Genomic DNA, 17,640 nt, shown 5'->3' with positions numbered 1-17,640 from the left:
ATCTTTTAAATGTTATTTCTTTCTTGTTCTTTTTTGATGTTCCGCGGCTCTGTCGGATCGTATAGCATGGCTGTACAGATGCAGAACTTGCGGTTTTTCGCTACCAGGATATCATGGTTGATACATCCTTCGCATCCTTTCCAGAAAGCTTCGTCGTCTGTCAGTTCGTTGAAGGTGACAGGCACATAACCCAGTTCGGTGTTCATCTTCATGACAGCTGCTCCGGAGGTCAGACTGAATATTTTTGCTTTCGGCCATCGGAGACGTGCCAGTTGGAAAGAAGCCTGTTTGATGCGTTTTGCCAGTCCTAACCCACGGAAATCGGGATGAACGATCAGACCGGAAGTAGCCACATATTGCTTGTTTCCCCATGATTCGATGTAGGTGAATCCGGCAAAAGTATCGCCACAAAGAGCAATAATCGCCTTACCTTCTTTCATCTTTGTCGCTACGTATTCGTGTGTGCGTTCCGCAATTCCTGTTCCTCGTACGGCGGCAGCATTTCTGATAGTTTCCAAAATAGTGTCAACGTAAACCTCATGTGAGGCGTCGGCTACCATAACATCTATTTGTTGAGTGTCCATTTCTTTATTATATAATAATAGGTATAATTATTCGATATTGGGAATGATGAGTGACAAAAGCTGACGTATTTTACTGGTTGCAACTCCTTCACGCAACACCAACATGATCGTATCGTCACCGGCAATGGTTCCCAGAATTTCACTGAATTCATTGTTGTCGATGTCATAAGCCATGCTGCTGGCATAACCGGGACGGGTGCGGATAACGGCGATGTTACCGGAAAACTGCAAAGAGATAAATCCGTTGTTGCGTAACATTTCACCGGCACTCTGGTCGGTAGAACGTTTATACATAATGTTGTTCGGCAGTACATATACGTACTTTCCATTCATACTGGCAGCCTTGGCTACTTTCAATTGTTTCAAGTCGCGGGAAAGGGTGGCCTGTGTCAGTTCGAAGCCTTCGCGGTTCAGCTCTTGCAGCAGTTCTTCCTGCGAACCGACCTCCTTGCTCGAGATAATCATTTTGATGGCGTCTAACCGATTTGCTTTCTTCTTCATTGTATAATTATTCTAAGAATGGCGCAAAAGTATGCATTATTTTGGAAAAAAGATGCATAAAACCAAAGTTTTTTTGCATAAAAGTGAAAATACTTTAGAAAGGGATAGTGATATAATCAGGATATATGTGGGTATATGTAACAAAGTTGTTTCTTTATTGCTTCATTTTGTGCTGACTTTTTTTATTGTCTATTAAAAAAGATGCAATTGTTTGTTTAGGGATTTTTAAATATATAAATTTGTAAAGTGAATAAGGAGACAAATCGTATGATAGATGAAGATATTGAGCTTTATTCTCTTTTTAGAAAAGGAGATAGAAAGGCTTTTGATACTTTATTTTTGAAGTATTATTCCATACTATGTGCCTTCGGGAAGTACTATATTCCTATAGAAGATGCTGAAGAAGTTGTTTTGGATATCATGACATGGCTATGGGAAAACAGAGAATTCCAGATCATAGAAACTTCTTTGCGAAGTTATTTGTTTATGGCGGTCAGAAACAGATGCTTGGATTTAATAAGTAAGAATCAGACAAAAAGACGTTGTTATGAGCATATGTTTGCTAAAGAAATGCAGACAAGTTTTGAAGATCCTGATTTTTATGTAGTGGAGGAATTGATGGCGAAAATAGAAAAGGCCGTGATGCGATTGCCGGACTCCTATCGTATAACTTTTGAGATGAGCCGTTATCAAGATAAAACATATAAAGAGATTGCGAAAGAATTAAACGTTTCCATAAAATTAGTGGAGTATCGTATCCAGCAAGCATTGAGACTTTTACGTGTAGAACTAAAAGACTATTTACCGTTGATTACAATCATATTCCCTTATTTTCTCTAAGGATAGCCGATTCGTTTTTGAGTCTTAAAATAAAAATGCAGCTTTTAATTAAAAAAGTTGCATTTTTGTTTAGGGGCTAATTGAAGTATTCCGTCTTCTTAATAAAATGAACATAAAAGATGATGGAATTACATGAAAATATAGATGAGGCTCTTTTACTCCTTTATTTTTCCGGTACACTAGGAGAGAAAGAAAAAGAAGAGGTAGAAAATTGGATTTCCCTCTCTGAAGAGAACAGAAAAATAGCTAAACAGATTTGTTACATACACCACGTAACAGATATAATAGATACCGTGAAGCAGATAGATCCTAAACAGGCATTGGTGAAGCTGGATAAGAGATTGTCAAAAAGGAAGAAAATAAACTGGTGGGAATGGGGGATAAGAGCAGCAGCTGTGTTATTTATTCCTTTATTCTTATCTTTCTTCTATTTTGTATTTAATCAAGATAAAAATTATGATCGTTATGTCGAAATTCGGTCTAATCCGGGGATGATGACAAAAGTGGAGTTACCGGATGGTACTTGGGTATGGCTGAATTCTGCTTCTTATCTAAAATATCCAGTGTCTTTTGAAGGAGAATATCGAAAGGTTGAATTGCTCGGAGAAGCTTATTTTTCAGTACAAAAGGATAATGGACGGAAATTCTTAGTCGATGTAGGAAAGGGGATTGAATTAGAGGTTTTAGGTACTGAATTTAACGTGGATGCTTATCCGGATGATAAGTTTGTAGCTGCTACTTTGGTGACAGGTAGAGTAAAATTCCATTGTCAGCAGAAAGGCAGGGAGGTTACTTATAGTATGCAACCCGGACAGAAGGTGATTTATAATTTATTGGATGAGAAACTTTTGTGTACAACTACTTTTGTTGAATCTGATATTGCTTGGAAAAGTGGAAGGATCATTTATCGAGATACTCCTCTTGAAGATGCTTTAAGAACTTTGAGCAAGCGTTTTGACGTAGAGTTCCGTATTGTTAATCCATTATTAAAGAAATATTGCTTTACAGGTACTTTTATTAATCAACGTCTGGATAAGATCTTGGAACACTTCAAAATAGCTTCAGGGGTGAGATACAGATATCTTGAATCGGCATTGGACAACGGTGTTGTGAAAGAGAAAACAATAATAGAAATTTATTAAACAAAAAAGAACTATGAAAACACTCCCTCCTTAAACAAAAAATATGGGAAAAATATAGCACTATTCTTCCCATATAAAAAATCATTTAGCCTTACTTGTTTGCCGACAAGTGTAGTTAACTTTATTTTTAATTTAAATCACAACAAATTTATGCAAAAACATTGTAGTATCCAAATTCTTGGGATTAAAAGGCTACTGAAAGCAACTTTAAAAGGAATTCCATTGCCTATGAGATTATTAATTATTATGCTATGTGTTTCGATAGGATGCATTCGTGCGACAAATACTTATGCGCAAAATGCGATCCTTGACTTGAAAGTCAATAATCAAACGATTGAAACCGTCTTGAAAATAATAGAATCGCGGACTGACTTTGTATTCTTCTTTAACAGTCAGCAGGTTAATGTACATAAACGTGTCTCTATTAATGTCAATAAACAGAATATTTTTAAAATTCTAGATGAGGTTTTTAAGGGAAGTGACGTTGTTTATTCAGTGCTTGATAAAAGCATAATTTTGTCTAGTAAAAGATTTGCGCCTGATGGAAATTTGAAGAAGATTACAGGTAAGGTCGTTGATACGAACGGTGAACCGTTGATTGGTGTTACAATTGCTCTGAAAGGAAGCAATAGAGGAACGGTGAGTGATGTAAACGGAAATTTTTCTTTAAACGGAGAAGAAGGAAAGCTTAATGTGTTGAATATCTCATATATTGGTTATAAAGACCAACAGGTAAAAGTTGAGGATGGTAAAACTTTGATTATTACATTGGAAGAGGATACCAAGGTTTTGGAAGAAGTAGTTGTTGTGGGATATGGTACACAGAAAAAAATCAATTTGACGGGTGCTGTTGCTGTGGTTGACGATAAACAAGTAATCGGACGTTCGGCCGATAATTTGTCTAAACTACTTCAAGGAGCTGTTCCTAATATGAATGTTACTGTTTCTAACGGTCGTCCGGGACAGGGTGGTAGCATAAATATTCGTGGTATCAATTCTATCAGTAGTAGTGCCACGCCTTTGATATTAGTTGATGGTGTAGAAGGTACTATCGATGCAGTGAATCCCAATGATGTGGAGTCTATTAGTGTATTGAAAGATGCTTCTTCTGCTGCTGTATATGGGGCTCGTGCAGCTTATGGAGTAATTTTGGTTACAACAAAATCTGGTAATGATGATAAAACACGTGTTTCTTATAACGGACGTTATAGCTTTGGCTCACCTACAGTTTCCAGAGATTTTGAGACTCGCGGTTATTATTCGGCGGCTATCAATGATATGTTTTATTCTACCTATCAAGGTTCTAACTATACGAATTATAATGATGAAGATTATTATGAAATGTGGATCCGGCGTAATGATAAAACGGAAAATCCGGAACGACCGTGGGTGGTTATCAAAGATGGTGAATATAAATATTATGGTAACTTTGATTGGTATAACTACTTCATGGATGAGTCTCGTCCTACATGGGAACACAATATTAGTGTCAGTGGTGGCAATAAGAAAGTGCACTATTTCCTTTCCGGTGCTTATTATGATCAGAAAGGAGTTATTCGGAAAAATATGGATAGTTTCACTAAATACAATTTCCGTTCCAAGGTAAGTATTGAGATTGCTCCATGGTTGAAGATAAGTAATAATACGTCATACAAAAAGGATTCTTATCCATTTCCGGGGCCAGGTGCTATTAACAATCTTTTTGATGCGATAAGTAAGCATGCCTTAGCTTCTATTGTTCCAATCAATCCGGATGGTACATATATGGGGAATGCAACAGTTATTACAGGAGGATATCGCCCTGCTAATGATCTTAGTGCAATTCTTGAATACGGTAAACACAAGAATGAGGATACTAATTACTTTTTTAATACCACCTTTGAGGCGGTAATGACACCTGTTAAGAATGTAACGGTGACGGCTAATTATTCGTTTGCTCAACATGAATATACGGCAATGAATCGTAGTGCTAATTATCCATATTCACGTGTACCCGGAGAAGTTCTTTGGAAAACAGATGGTTATGGCCTTAATACTCTTTATGAACGTTCTAATCATGATTGGTTTCATTCATACAATATTTATGGAAATTATACAAATACATTTGCCGATGTGCACCATGTAAGTGCAACTGCCGGTGTCAATTATGAAACTAAATTTTTTAAAGACATCAAAATACAACGTAATGATTTATTGTCCGAAGATTTAACTGATTTTAATTTAGCTAATGGTGATGAAATGAGTATTGCGGGTGGTAAAAATAGATATGCTCTTTTCGGTCTTTTTTATCGTTTGAATTATGACTATAAAAATAGATATTTATTTGAATTTAGCGGACGCTATGATGGTAGTTCACGGTTTGCCCGGGGACATCGCTATGGCTTTTTTCCTTCAGTTTCTGCCGGGTGGAGAATTAATGAAGAAAAGTTCTTTGCACCATTACGTAAACAAATTAGTAATTTGAAATTACGCTTTTCTTTGGGAGCATTAGGAAACCAACAAGTCGGATATTATGACTATTTGCAGACTATATCTTCTGGTGGTACAATTTCTTATGCTTTTGGTGATAAAAATAAAGCGTCAGGTGCTAGTATCTCTGCTCCGAATGCTTCTGATTTCACTTGGGAAACGGTTGTTACAAAAAATATCGGTTTGGATCTCGGACTATTGAATAATCGTTTGAATATGACGGCTGATATATATGTACGTGATACGAAAGATATGTTGATGGCTTCCAAGGATCTTCCGAATGTATATGGTGCTTCTTCTCCAAAAACAAATGCTGCTAACTTACGTACGAAAGGTTGGGAAGCATCGATTAGTTGGAATGATTCTTTTAATCTAAAGGGAAAAGCGTTCCATTATTCTGTCGTACTAGGCTTGGCTGATAATACGACTAAAGTGACAAAGTATAACAATGATAACAAAACATTGGGCACTCCATATGAAGGACAACAACTGGGAGAGATTTGGGGATATGTTGTTGATGGTCTCTTCAAAACTGATGAAGAAGCTGAAAACTATCCGGTAAATCAGAGTTACGTAAATAATATATTGAATATTTCTGTAAAATCTCAAGGTCTCCATGCGGGGGATGTGAAATATGTGGACTTGGATGGCGATAATATTATTTCTCCTACTTTATCGGCAAACGATGTGAAGGATCAGAAAGTGATTGGAAATTCTTTACCAAGATATACATATTCTGTCAGATTAGCTGCAGATTGGAATGGAATTGATTTTTCTGCTTTGTTGCAAGGCGTCGGTCGCCAACATTGGTATCCCAATGGTGAAACTAGTCTGTTCTGGGGTCCCTATGCCCGTCCTTATTGTACTTTTATTCCGAAGGATTTCTTGACAGATGTTTGGTCAGAAGATAATCCGGATGCTTATTTCCCACGTCCGAGAGGCTATGTGGCATTGGATGTTAATCCACGTGAGTTGTCTAAACCTAATACTCGCTATTTGCAAAATGTGGCTTATTGCCGTCTTAAAAATGTAACAGTCGGTTACTCTTTGCCACGTACTTGGCTAAAGGCTTTGCATATGGAACGTGTCAGGGTTTATTTTAGTGGAGAGAATCTTTTTACATTCAGCCCTTTACATAGTAATTATATTGATCCGGAACATGCTGGGGCTTCTACGAGCTGGAAAAGTGGTCATACGAACGTGACTTCTTATCCAATGAGTAAGACCTATTCATTTGGAATTGATGTGACTTTTTAATGGAAAATAAAAACTAGGATAATATGAGTAGTATAAAATATAAAATATGGATGCTCTTGCCTCTGATGGCAATGATTTCTTGTGAAAGTATTTTGGATAAATTTCCGGAAGATAAAATTACACCGGAAACATTCTTTACAACAGAAAACGAGTTAGAATTGTATTCAAACAATTTCTATGTCGCTTGTATTTCGGGTACAGGAGTGTTTAAAGATTACGGTGATGTAATTATTCAGCCTATCTTGGAAAAAGCGATTAGCGGGCAACGCACTATACCTGAAACAGATTCTAATTTCGATGGTTGGGGTTGGGGAGCCCTTCGTGATATTAATTTCTGCCTGGAGAACATTTATCGTTGCCAGAATGAGGAAGTACGGAATCATTATGAAGGTTTGGCACGTTTTTTTAGAGCTTATTTTTATTTTGTAAAGGTGAGGCGTTTTGGAGATGTGCCATGGTATGATTATGTGATTGGAAGTGCTGATACGGAAGCTTTGAGTAAACCTAGAGATTCTCGTGAGTTTGTAATGGGGAAAGTATTGGAGGACATTGATTTCGCGATTGATAATTTGAGAAAACAAAAAGATGTATACCGGGTGACTCGTTGGACTGCTTTGGCTTTAAAATCCAGAATTTGTTTGTTTGAAGGTACATTTCGAAAGTATCATGGTTTGAATGATTGGGAAAAGTATCTTCGTGAATGTGCATCCGCATCGGATATCTTTATCAATGAGAGTGGTTATACAGTTTATACGGCAGGTTCTACCCCTTATTTCAATTTATTTGGCTCTTTGAATGCTGAACCCACGGAAATAATCCTGGCGAAAGATTACAATGCAGCTTTGGGATTGACTAATATTGTACAGGCATTTTGCAATTCTCCTGGTGAGGCAAATTCAGGTGTGACAAAGCGTTTTGTTAATTCTTATCTGATGAAAGATGGTTCTCGTTTTACAGATAAGAGTAATTATGAGACTATTGGATTTGTGGAAGAGATGAAAAACCGTGATCCGCGTCTGACACAAACGATTCGTGCAGCAGGATATGTACGTGATGACGGGAAAAAATATCTGCCAAACTTTAAGTTGGCAAAATTAGGGTATCATCTGAAGAAGTACGATTGTGGAGTTAAATATGATATGTCTTCTGAATCTGATTTGCCATTGTTTCGTACAGCCGAAGTTTATTTGAATTGTGCGGAAGCAAAAGCAGAATTGGGGACATTGACTCAGGATGATTTGAATAAAACAATTAATAAGCTAAGGGCTCGTGTAAATATGCCGAATTTATTAATGGCAACAGCAAATGCTAATCCGGACCCTTATTTGAAGGAGTGGTATCCGCACGTGGAAAGTGACGATAATCAGGGGATTATCCTTGAAATTAGACGTGAACGCGCTATAGAACTGGTAATGGAAGGCTTTAGATATTATGATATCATGCGTTGGAAGGAAGGTAAAATATTTGAAAAACCATTTCTTGGTATTTATTTTCCCGGTCCGGGTGAATATGATTTGGACGGTGATGGAACGAATGATGTTTATCTGTATTTGAGTACTGATAAAGGAAACTCTTCTTGTGTAGATCAGTTTGAGATAGGTGGTGAACTTAGCTTGGATCATGAGACAAGTGGTAATTTGATTATTCATCAAAGTATCAAAAGAGTATGGAATGAGGACAAGGATTACTTGTACCCGATACCAACAAAGGATCGTGTTTTAACCAATGGAGCATTAACGCAGAACCCGGGTTGGAATGATGGACTTATTTTTTAATTTTAAATGGAGAAAATAATGAAAATGAAATATTTATATATGTCTTTTCTATTGGCGTTAGTCTATAGTTGTAGTGACTCTGGAGATAATTCAGATTATAGCGAAATGTTGAAAAAAGATTTCAACCAAGAAATTAAATGGGATGTGGATTCATTGGCTCTTATGAGAGCATCTTGGGAAAAAACGGATTTAGGTAACGGGGCAGCTGTTTGTACGGCACAAGCGAGCATGTGGGGGACTACCCAAAGCGTTTCTTATGTGGTATATCCGACGACTATGTTTTCTACCAGAGTTGCTGTATGTGATACTCCTGCCAAAACTAGTATGATTGCTAAAGATAAAAAAGCATTGTTTGCTATCAATGGCAGTTATTCTATTTCCGGAAATCCGTCTACATTTACTATGGTGGATAAGGTGGTGAAGGTTGCGCCTACGATCGAATCTGCCAGTAAAGTGAACGGAGTGATTGCTATTGATGCGGAAGGTTCTGTAGATGTGAAGTCTTGTACGTTTTCAGATTATACGGATGTGGAAGATGAATATGAATCAGCTTTAGCATCAGGTCCAATGTTACTTATGGAAGGGAAAGTGTGTTCGTTTCCTCAAGATGCTATTTATACACAACGTATGGCTCGGTCTGTGATTGGGATAACTGCTCAGGGAAAAATGATGCTGCTTACTATTGATGGTGCTATAACGGGAAATGCTGATGGTGAAACACTTGAGGAGGCAGCTTTTATTGCCAAAGCATTGGGGATGAAGAATGCGGTTTGTTTGGCTGACGGAAGTTCTTCCACGCTATGGACATCAGGTAAAGGCGTAGTGAATCATCCGGTTGGAAATGGACAGTATGATCATGAAGGCGAAGGTACAGTGTCTACTGTGATCTATGTTGCAGCTTCTTCTTTATTTGACGGTGGTGATGGAACGGTTGATAATCCTTATTTGATTAGCAATAGGAATCATATGAGGAACATGATGTCTGTTGTAGAACTTGATAAAACTTATTATTTCGAAATGACGAATGATGTTGATATGACTGGCATTGACTGGAAACCGCTGAATACGGGTGAGCCTGTTGACCGTTTTGATATAAAGATTCATTTTGATGGTAAGGGACATACGATTAGAAATTTACATTGTGAGATCAGTTCTCGGTACGCCAGTTTCTTTGGGGTAATGAATGGTTCATGTCGTAATGTGCGCTTTGAAAATGCGGAAGTTATTGGATATGGTTCTTCTTGTACGGGTATTGTTGCCGGTTATTTGGGAACAAATGCTTTGGAGTGTTTGATTGAAAATGTATATGTGTCTGGTACTGTAAGTGGCATACAGCAAGTGGGTGGTATTGGTGGCATTTTTGCTAAAGGTACTGTACGGAATTGTTATGCAGATGTAAAAGTAATCGGGTCTTCTCGTGCCGGTGGTATTGTTGCTGAACCAAGGAATGCTGTAGTTGTTGAAAACTGTTTTGCGACAGGAACTCTTTATAGTACAGGAAATGCAGGTGGTATTGCCGGAGGACTTAATGGCAATAATCCTACAATAAAAGGTTGTATCGCTTGGAATGAACAGATTGATGGTGAACCTGTATCAGGACGTGTTATTGGATGGCAGTCAAATACCTATACGAAGGCTACGGATTGTTATGCGAAAAAAGATATGATTATCGCATGGGGACCCAACAAAGGTATGACGGGGGCCGATGCTAATACTGCCGGAACTTATGATTGGGGTAACAATAAAACTGCAATTTGCCATGGTATTACTACGGAAAATAGTGTAGATGCTGCTAAGAAAATAGGTTGGTCTACAGATATATGGGATCTTTCAGGCGTAACTCCATTATTGAAATCTTTTAATGATAAGTAATGATACGAATAGGGAATCTATATGTTTATTTAAAAAATTATATTATGAAGTTTACGAAGTTAACAATTGCTTTTTTATCCGTATTTTTTTGTCTAGTTGTCGCTTGTGGAAGTGATGGGATCAATGATGACCCCAAAACACCGGATGTTACAGAGCCGGTAACACCAAATGAACCGGACGAACCGGACAACCCTTCCGTTGTAAAAGTTCCGACTCTACAGAAGAATGTCCAAGATGAATGGAAAATTGATTCTATCGATGATGGTTTTATTTATTATAACTATGAACGGTATGACGATGTGAGTAAGGCTCAACAGATTGTAAATGTGCTGGAAATTGATTTACTTTCCAATAAGTACAAAGTTGAATTTACATATAATAATGGAGATTCTCTTTCAACTACAGCACAAGTACGTGGGGCTATTGGTGGTATTAATGGTGGGTATGAACAGGAAGCTATTTATATTCGTATCAATGGAACTAATATCTCTGAAGTGACACTACCGGAGGGACATTTACGATACTGGAAACATGATGGTGCGCTTTATTCGGATGGAAAATCTGATATTGGAATTATATATGGCGGCAGAAATGGAAAGGCTGCAATTGATACATATAAACAACATTCTGCAAAGTATTTGTTAGCTAGTGCCCCCACACTGATTGACGATTACAATCCGTTAGGTGAAACTTTTGTTGGTAATTATACTATGGAACAATTGGAGTCTTTTGACTATGAAGATTATCGCAGACATCAAGGAGTACGTCATCCTCGTACGGTGGTTGCTGTGACAGAGGATAAAGATTTGTTGTTAGTCACTATTGATGGGCGCTGGGCTGGTAAGGCGGAAGGTATGAGCGCAAAAGAAGTAACCTTATTCCTCAAAAAGCATTTCAATCCTCAATATGCACTTAATATGGATGGTGGTGGATCTACTACTATGTATGTGAAGGGGAAAGGAGCGGCAAAAACAGATGTTGTCAATTATCCTACTGATAATGGAGTCTTTAACCACTATGGACAACGTCGTGTAACAACTCATATTATAGTAAAAAGAAAGTAGATCTTAATCATTTCATCATAAAATAGGTATTTTATATATTGTAAACGGTATAAATCCATTTAGCAAAGATGGCTTTATACCGTTTATTAGTACCTATACAGAGGTGTAGGGAAAATGTGAATCTGTTTATATTTGCAATTGTATTGTGTCTTTTGTCTTTTGTGTCAAAATGTATACCCTTTCAATCAAAATACATAAGGAAAAGGAGGAGGGAATCGCCTATCTTTGCCATGTAGGTAAATGGATACCTTAAATATATAGACAGAATACCATGAAACAAAACTTTTTTGCAGTCGACCTGGGCGCAACGAGCGGCCGTACAATCTTAGGAACTTTCATTGAAGGCGGATTGAATCTGGAAGAGATTAATCGTTTTCCTAACCACCTGATTGAAGTAGGTGGACATTTCTATTGGGATATTTATGCATTATATCGTCACATTATTGACGGATTGAAGTTGGTTGCTCATCGTGGCGAATCCATTGCTTCTATCGGTATCGATACCTGGGGAGTGGATTTTGTATGTGTCGGAAAAGACGGTAACTTGCTTCGCCAGCCTTATGCATATCGTGACCCGCATACAGTAGGAGCACCGGATGCTCTTTTCTCCCGTATTTCCCGTAGCAAAGTGTATGGTAAAACGGGTATTCAGATTATGAATTTTAATTCACTTTTCCAATTAGATACTTTACGTCGCAATCACGACAGTGCGTTGGAGGCGGCAGATAAAATTCTGTTTATGCCGGATGCGTTGAGTTATATGCTTACCGGAGAGATGGTGACGGAATATACGATTGCTTCGACAGCCCAGCTGGTGAATGCACAGACACGACGTTTGGAGCCGGAGTTGCTGAAAGCGGTAGGATTGAGTGAGAAGAATTTCGGCCGTTTTGTATTCCCGGGTGAAAAGGTGGGAGTATTGACGGAAGAAGTGCAAAAGATAACCGGACTGGGTGCAATTCCTGTGATTGCGGTAGCCGGCCATGATACCGGTTCTGCTGTTGCTGCCGTTCCGGCATTGGATCGCAACTTTGCTTATTTGAGTAGCGGAACCTGGTCACTGATGGGAGTTGAAACGGATGCTCCGGTGATTAATGCCGAAACGGAAGCGTTGAACTTTACCAATGAAGGTGGTGTGGAAGGAACTATCCGTCTATTGAAGAATATCTGTGGAATGTGGTTGCTGGAACGTTGCCGTCTGAATTGGGGAGATACAAGTTATCCTGAATTAATCAGTGAGGCGGATGCTTGTGAACCGTTCCGTAGTCTGATTAATCCGGATGATGACTGTTTCGCGAATCCTGCGGACATGGAAAAAGCTATTACAGAATATTGCCGGGCTACCGGACAGTCGGTTCCCGAGAAACGCGGACAAGTAGTGCGTTGCATCTTTGAAAGTTTGGCTTTGCGTTATCGCCAGGTGTTGGAGAATTTGCGTTCACTTTCTCCCCGTCCGATTGAAACATTGCACGTGATTGGCGGAGGTAGCCGGAATGATTTGCTGAACCAGTTTACTGCCAATGCGATAGGAATTCCTGTGGTAGCCGGTCCATCTGAAGCAACAGCCATCGGTAATGTGATGATTCAGGCCATGGCGGCAGGCGAAGCGACGGATGTTGCCGGTATGCGGCAGTTAATTAACCGTTCTATCCCGTTGAAGACTTATCAACCACAAGACACGGAAGCTTGGGATGCGGCTTATATCCATTTTAAAAATTGCGTTCGGAAATAAATAGAACGATCGACAGAATAATCATTTTTAAAACTAATAGAATATCATGAAAAAAGAAGAACTGATTCAGAAAGCGTATGAAATTGCTGTGGAACGTTATGCAGCAGTAGGTGTAGACACCGAAAAAGTATTGAAAACTATGCAGGATTTTCATCTGTCACTTCACTGCTGGCAGGCTGATGACGTTGCAGGATTTGAAGTACAGGCCGGTTTATTGACCGGAGGTATCCAGGCAACCGGTAATTATCCGGGCAAAGCTCGTAACATTGATGAACTGCGTGCTGACATCTTGAAAGCTGCTTCTTATATCCCGGGTACTCATCGTTTGAACTTGCATGAAATCTATGGAGATTTCCAAGGTAAGGTGGTAGACCGTGACCAAGTGGAACCGGAACATTTCAAGAGTTGGATAGAATGGGGTAAAGAACATAACATGAAACTTGACTTCAACTCTACTTCTTTCTCTCATCCGAAATCAGGTGACTTGTCACTTTCTAATCCTGATGAAGGTATCCGTCAGTTCTGGATTGAACATACCAAACGTTGTCGTGTAGTTGCAGAAGAAATGGGTAAGGCACAGGGCGATCCATGTATCATGAACCTTTGGGTGCATGACGGAAGCAAGGATATCACTGTAAACCGAATGAAATATCGTGCGTTGTTGAAAGATTCTTTGGATCAGATTTTCGCTACCGAATATAAGAATATGAAAGATTGTATCGAATCTAAGGTGTTCGGTATCGGCCTGGAAAGCTACACGGTAGGTTCTAACGACTTCTATATCGGTTACGGTGCTTCTCGCAATAAGATGATTACTTTGGATACCGGTCACTTCCACCCGACAGAAAGTGTAGCTGATAAAGTATCTTCACTGTTGCTTTATGTGCCTGAATTGATGTTGCACGTAAGCCGTCCGGTTCGTTGGGATTCAGACCACGTTACTATCATGGATGATCCGACAATGGAACTGTTCAGCGAAATCGTTCGCTGCGGTGCTTTGGACCGTGTACATTATGGTCTTGACTATTTCGACGCATCTATCAACCGTATTGGCGCTTATGTGATTGGTAGCCGTGCAGCACAGAAATGTATGACTCGTGCTTTGCTCGAACCGATTGCGAAGTTGCGTGAATACGAAGCAAACGGACAGGGATTCCAGCGTCTGGCTCTGCTCGAAGAAGAGAAAGCGCTGCCTTGGAATGCTGTTTGGGATATGTTCTGCTTGAAGAACAATGTTCCTGTAGGTGAAGATTTCATTGCAGAAATTGAAAAGTACGAAGCCGAAGTAACTTCTAAACGATAAGTTATGGAAATTTTAATCGGCTTATTGATTATAGCCATCGGTAGCTTTTGCCAGTCCAGTTCTTATGTGCCTATTAAGAAGGTAAAGGAATGGAGCTGGGAAAGCTTCTGGTTAATACAAGGTGTATTTGCCTGGTTAGTGTTCCCGTTTCTGGGTTCACTACTGGGTGTACCCCAAGAGAGCAGTTTGTTCGACTTGTGGGGAGCGGGAGGTGCTGGAATGAGCATCTTTTATGGTATATTGTGGGGAGTAGGAGGTTTGACTTTCGGACTTTCCATGCGCTATTTGGGGGTTGCACTGGGACAGAGTATCTCATTAGGGACTTGTGCCGGTTTCGGAACCCTTCTTCCGGCTCTTTTTGCAGGTACAAACTTGTTTGAAGGTAACGGGCTGATTCTTTTGTTGGGTGTTTGCATCACGTTGGCAGGTATTGCTATTATCGGGTATGCCGGTAGTTTGCGTGCGCAAAACATGAGCGAAGAAGAAAAACGTGCTGCTGTAAAAGACTTTGCATTGACAAAAGGGTTACTGGTTGCACTCCTGGCCGGTGTCATGAGTGCTTGCTTCGCTTTGGGACTGGATGCAGGAACACCTATCAAGGAAGCTGCCTTAGCCGGTGGAGTGGAAGGACTTTACGCCGGTCTCCCGGTGATTTTCCTGGTTACATTTGGCGGGTTCCTGACAAATGCAGTTTACTGCCTGCAACAGAATGTGGCTAATAAATCGATGGGTGACTATGCTAAAGGAAAAGTATGGGGCAATAATTTAGTTTTTTGTGCGTTGGCTGGCGTATTATGGTACATGCAGTTCTTCGGACTGGAAATGGGTAAGAGTTTCCTTACGGAAAGTCCGGTATTGCTGGCTTTCTCCTGGTGTATTTTGATGGCATTGAATGTCACATTTAGTAATGTTTGGGGAATTATTCTGAAAGAATGGAAAGGTGTGTCAAACAAGACCATAACTGTGCTGATAGCTGGTCTGATCGTACTTATCTTCTCATTAGTGTTCCCAAATTTGTTTTAAAAAATTTAGGTGTGGATTACATGGATTACGCGGTTTTTTTATAACTTGCGACGAAATCAGTGTAATCCATGCCTAATTAAAATTATATATAGAATGAAATCAATTTTAGAGAATCGTCCGGGACTTGCCAAAGAAGTAAACAAGGTAGCAGAAGTTGCCGGATACTTGTGGCAGAAAGGATGGGCTGAACGTAACGGTGGTAATATCACTGTTAATATCACAGAGTTTGTAGACGATGAAATCCGTCAGATGAAACCGATCAGTGAAGTTAAATCTATCGGTGTGACTCTTCCTTATCTGAAAGGATGTTATTTCTATTGCAAGGGAACTAATAAACGCATGCGTGATTTAGCTCGCTGGCCGATGGAAAATGGTTCGGTAATCCGTATTCTGGACGACTGTGCCAGCTACGTAATTATTGCGGACGAGGCTGTGGCTCCGACATCGGAATTGCCTTCTCACTTGAGCGTACATAATGACCTGTTGAGTAAAAACTCTCCTTATAAAGCATCTGTACATACACACCCGATCGAACTGATTGCCATGACACATTGTCCGAAGTTCCTGGAAAAAGATGTGGCTACTAATTTGTTATGGAGTATGATTCCCGAAACAAAGGCATTCTGCCCGCGTGGTTTGGGTATCATTCCTTATAAATTGCCTAGTTCTGTAGAATTGGCGGAAGCTACCATCAAGGAATTGCAGGATTATGATGTTGTGATGTGGGAGAAACATGGTGTATTTGCAGTTGATTGCGATGCGATGCAGGCGTTCGATCAGATCGATGTACTTAATAAATCGGCTCTCATCTATATCGCAGCGAAAAATATGGGCTTCGAGCCGGATGGTATGAGTCAGGAACAGATGAAAGAAATGACTGTTGCTTTCAATCTGCCTAAATAAAACAACAAATAGCACAACCATGAATCGAATTATTTTAAACGAAACTTCTTACTTCGGTGCCGGATGCCGAAGTGTGATTGCTGTGGAAGCAGCTAGACGTGGCTTTAAGAAAGCCTTTTTTGTAACAGATAAAGACCTTATCAAGTTTGGTGTGGCTGCTGAAATCATTAAAGTATTTGATGAGAACCAGATTCCTTACGAACTTTATAGCGATGTAAAGGCTAACCCTACTATTGCAAATGTGCAAAACGGTGTGGCAGCTTACAAAGCTTCCGGAGCCGATTTTATCGTTGCTTTGGGTGGTGGCTCTTCTATCGATACTGCCAAAGGAATCGGTATTGTTGTGAATAACCCGGATTTTGCGGATGTGAAGTCTCTGGAAGGTGTAGCTGATACCAAACACAAAGCTGTACCTACCTTTGCACTGCCTACTACTGCCGGAACGGCTGCCGAGGTAACTATCAATTATGTGATTATTGATGAAGATGCCCGTAAGAAGATGGTTTGCGTAGACCCGAACGACATCCCTGCCGTGGCTATCGTAGACCCCGAACTGATGTACTCAATGCCGAAGGGGCTTACTGCCGCTACCGGTATGGATGCTTTGACACATGCCATCGAAAGTTATATTACTCCCGGTGCCTGGGTAATGAGCGATATGTTCGAATTGAAGGCTATTGAGATGATTGCACAAAATCTGAAAGCAGCCGTAGACAATGGTAAAGATGTGGCAGCCCGCGAAGCAATGTCGCAGGCACAATATATTGCCGGTATGGGATTCTCGAATGTCGGTTTGGGAATAGTTCATTCAATGGCTCATCCGTTGGGTGCATTCTATGATACTCCTCACGGGGTAGCTAATGCCTTGCTGTTGCCGTATGTGATGGAATACAATGCTGAATCTCCGGCAGCTCCGAAATATATCCATATTGCGAAAGCAATGGGAGTGGACACTACCGGAATGAGTGAAGCGGAGGGCGTTAAAGCTGCTATTGAAGCTGTGAAAGCACTTTCTATCAGCATTAATATCCCACAGAAATTGCATGAAATCAATGTGAAAGAAGAAGACATTCCTGCATTGGCTGTAGCTGCTTTCAATGATGTTTGTACAGGTGGTAATCCTCGTCCTACTTCGGTAGCGGATATTGAAGCCTTGTATCATAAAGCATTCTAAA

13 protein-coding genes are annotated in these 17,640 nt (G+C 39.8%); 11 read left to right on the top strand and 2 right to left on the bottom strand.

Annotated elements, in window-relative coordinates:
- Positions 1-5 precede the first annotated feature (5 nt).
- The gene (locus AB5217_RS09980) at positions 6-584 is read right to left on the bottom strand and encodes a GNAT family N-acetyltransferase (RefSeq protein ID WP_004299851.1); all 579 of its coding nucleotides are present in this window, start codon (positions 582-584) and stop codon (positions 6-8) included.
- A gap of 27 nt (positions 585-611) precedes the next feature.
- Positions 612-1,085: an arginine repressor gene (locus tag AB5217_RS09975; RefSeq protein ID WP_004299854.1), complete on the bottom strand. Its 474-nt coding sequence runs from the start codon at positions 1,083-1,085 to the stop codon at positions 612-614.
- Between the two features lie 267 nt (positions 1,086-1,352).
- Between AB5217_RS09975 and AB5217_RS09970 the strand changes: the two genes are divergently transcribed.
- The 11 genes from AB5217_RS09970 (at position 1,353) to fucO (ending at position 17,639) form a co-directional block, all read left to right on the top strand.
- Positions 1,353-1,925 (top strand): RNA polymerase sigma-70 factor, encoded by a 573-nt coding sequence (locus AB5217_RS09970; protein ID WP_004299858.1) that lies wholly within the window; start codon positions 1,353-1,355, stop codon positions 1,923-1,925.
- 119 nt (positions 1,926-2,044) lie between these two features.
- Positions 2,045-3,067, top strand: a complete 1,023-nt coding sequence (locus AB5217_RS09965) for a FecR family protein (protein ID WP_004299860.1) — start codon at positions 2,045-2,047, stop codon at positions 3,065-3,067.
- A gap of 150 nt (positions 3,068-3,217) precedes the next feature.
- Positions 3,218-6,793, top strand: a complete 3,576-nt coding sequence (locus AB5217_RS09960; protein WP_004299861.1) for a TonB-dependent receptor — start codon at positions 3,218-3,220, stop codon at positions 6,791-6,793.
- 23 nt (positions 6,794-6,816) lie between these two features.
- On the top strand, positions 6,817-8,568 hold the full coding sequence (locus AB5217_RS09955) for a RagB/SusD family nutrient uptake outer membrane protein (protein ID WP_004299862.1): 1,752 nt from the start codon (positions 6,817-6,819) through the stop codon (positions 8,566-8,568).
- Positions 8,569-8,586: 18 nt separating this feature from the next.
- The gene (locus AB5217_RS09950; RefSeq protein ID WP_368117364.1) at positions 8,587-10,440 is read left to right on the top strand and encodes a phosphodiester glycosidase family protein; all 1,854 of its coding nucleotides are present in this window, start codon (positions 8,587-8,589) and stop codon (positions 10,438-10,440) included.
- A gap of 44 nt (positions 10,441-10,484) precedes the next feature.
- Positions 10,485-11,504 (top strand): phosphodiester glycosidase family protein, encoded by a 1,020-nt coding sequence (locus tag AB5217_RS09945; RefSeq protein ID WP_004322169.1) that lies wholly within the window; start codon positions 10,485-10,487, stop codon positions 11,502-11,504.
- 271 nt (positions 11,505-11,775) lie between these two features.
- A complete protein-coding gene (rhaB, locus tag AB5217_RS09940) occupies positions 11,776-13,236 on the top strand; it encodes a rhamnulokinase (RefSeq protein ID WP_117683211.1) in 1,461 nt (486 codons plus the stop codon).
- A gap of 46 nt (positions 13,237-13,282) precedes the next feature.
- Positions 13,283-14,539: an L-rhamnose isomerase gene (locus AB5217_RS09935; protein WP_368112702.1), complete on the top strand. Its 1,257-nt coding sequence runs from the start codon at positions 13,283-13,285 to the stop codon at positions 14,537-14,539.
- A 3-nt stretch (positions 14,540-14,542) separates the two neighbouring features.
- Positions 14,543-15,562 carry an L-rhamnose/proton symporter RhaT gene (gene rhaT / locus AB5217_RS09930; protein ID WP_008776397.1) on the top strand — a complete coding sequence of 340 codons (1,020 nt, stop codon included), beginning with the start codon at positions 14,543-14,545 and terminating at the stop codon, positions 15,560-15,562.
- Positions 15,563-15,655: 93 nt separating this feature from the next.
- Positions 15,656-16,465, top strand: coding sequence for a rhamnulose-1-phosphate aldolase (gene rhaD / locus AB5217_RS09925; RefSeq protein WP_004304990.1), 810 nt, complete (start codon positions 15,656-15,658; stop codon positions 16,463-16,465).
- A gap of 19 nt (positions 16,466-16,484) precedes the next feature.
- Positions 16,485-17,639 (top strand): lactaldehyde reductase, encoded by a 1,155-nt coding sequence (gene fucO, locus AB5217_RS09920; protein WP_004304988.1) that lies wholly within the window; start codon positions 16,485-16,487, stop codon positions 17,637-17,639.
- Position 17,640: the final 1 nt, after the last annotated feature.

The organism is Bacteroides sp. MSSM.1001136sp1_RTP21357st2_D2_RTP21359_211015, from assembly GCF_040913205.1.
GTDB lineage: Bacteria > Bacteroidota > Bacteroidia > Bacteroidales > Bacteroidaceae > Bacteroides > Bacteroides ovatus.
This window is presented reverse-complemented; position numbering and strand designations above follow the sequence as displayed.

Excerpts from the sequence above, each read along its gene's own strand:
- AB5217_RS09965 (WP_004299860.1), top strand. The coding sequence starts at position 2,045 with ATGATGGAATTACATGAAAATATAGATGAGGCTCTTTTACTCCTTTAT.
- AB5217_RS09945 (WP_004322169.1), top strand. The coding sequence starts at position 10,485 with ATGAAGTTTACGAAGTTAACAATTGCTTTTTTATCCGTATTTTTTTGT.
- AB5217_RS09960 (WP_004299861.1), top strand. The coding sequence starts at position 3,218 with ATGCAAAAACATTGTAGTATCCAAATTCTTGGGATTAAAAGGCTACTG.
- AB5217_RS09980 (WP_004299851.1), bottom strand. The coding sequence starts at position 584 with ATGGACACTCAACAAATAGATGTTATGGTAGCCGACGCCTCACATGAG.
- AB5217_RS09970 (WP_004299858.1), top strand. The coding sequence starts at position 1,353 with ATGATAGATGAAGATATTGAGCTTTATTCTCTTTTTAGAAAAGGAGAT.
- AB5217_RS09950 (WP_368117364.1), top strand. The coding sequence starts at position 8,587 with ATGAAAATGAAATATTTATATATGTCTTTTCTATTGGCGTTAGTCTAT.
- rhaT (WP_008776397.1), top strand. The coding sequence starts at position 14,543 with ATGGAAATTTTAATCGGCTTATTGATTATAGCCATCGGTAGCTTTTGC.
- fucO (WP_004304988.1), top strand. The coding sequence starts at position 16,485 with ATGAATCGAATTATTTTAAACGAAACTTCTTACTTCGGTGCCGGATGC.
- rhaD (WP_004304990.1), top strand. The coding sequence starts at position 15,656 with ATGAAATCAATTTTAGAGAATCGTCCGGGACTTGCCAAAGAAGTAAAC.
- AB5217_RS09955 (WP_004299862.1), top strand. The coding sequence starts at position 6,817 with ATGAGTAGTATAAAATATAAAATATGGATGCTCTTGCCTCTGATGGCA.
- rhaB (WP_117683211.1), top strand. The coding sequence starts at position 11,776 with ATGAAACAAAACTTTTTTGCAGTCGACCTGGGCGCAACGAGCGGCCGT.
- AB5217_RS09935 (WP_368112702.1), top strand. The coding sequence starts at position 13,283 with ATGAAAAAAGAAGAACTGATTCAGAAAGCGTATGAAATTGCTGTGGAA.
- AB5217_RS09975 (WP_004299854.1), bottom strand. The coding sequence starts at position 1,085 with ATGAAGAAGAAAGCAAATCGGTTAGACGCCATCAAAATGATTATCTCG.